At 39.3% G+C, this 674-nt stretch carries 1 protein-coding gene; it reads right to left on the bottom strand.

The window, feature by feature from the left end; translation table 11 throughout:
- Positions 1–95: 95 nt before the first annotated feature.
- Entirely contained in the window at positions 96–608 is a 513-nt protein-coding gene (locus H5200_RS23320) for a DUF2931 domain-containing protein (protein ID WP_182762869.1), read from the bottom strand.
- Positions 609–674: the final 66 nt, after the last annotated feature.

The following is a 674-nucleotide window of genomic DNA, read 5'->3' as shown; positions in this document are numbered from 1 at the left end:
TTGTCCATAATCTATATCCATTTATTAGTTGTGATTGCCATTGCTCACTCTTTTCATCTTGTTCTGGCTGATTGTAAAAAGGCGTTTAAAACTGGTCATTTATTCTCACGCCACTGTGCTTGCCCTGAGCCTAGTTCGTGTAATACGCGATCTGTAAACCCCGCTGATGGTGTATTTGAAATCCAAACCTTTATCTCACCTGATTCACCCATACCGACTATTAAGTATGGTTTTATTTCCTTAAATACTTCACCTGTCGATAACGTAAAATAAGGGAGAGATTTAGCTAACTTATAACCATTTTTATCTATTGCCACTTCGCCAAAGTAAATTCTATTTTCAGACTTATCTAACCATTCAACCGCGACTTTTTCTGGGAATTTTTGATCGTATACACTTACTGTCGCTCTTGTTTCACCATAGCAGCACTCAATCGCCCCTGACGGTATTCCCCATTCATCATCAAATACCACAGAGCGCCCCCAAATTGCATTGCCACTTTCGGTGCCGACACCTGCAACCATGTAATCAATTGTTCCTGTTGACGAGCATCCTACAGCGAATAATATTAAAGCGAGTGTGATAAGTAATTTTATGAGCTTGTCCATAATCTATATCCATTTATTAGTTGTGATTGCCATTGCTCACTCTTTTCATCTTGTTCTGGCTGATTG

This window comes from Pseudoalteromonas sp. SG43-7 (assembly GCF_014164295.1).
In the GTDB taxonomy this organism is placed as follows: Bacteria; Pseudomonadota; Gammaproteobacteria; order Enterobacterales; family Alteromonadaceae; genus Pseudoalteromonas; species Pseudoalteromonas rhizosphaerae.
The sequence above is the reverse complement of the archived record's forward strand: the minus strand, read 5'-3'. Positions and strand labels throughout refer to the sequence as shown.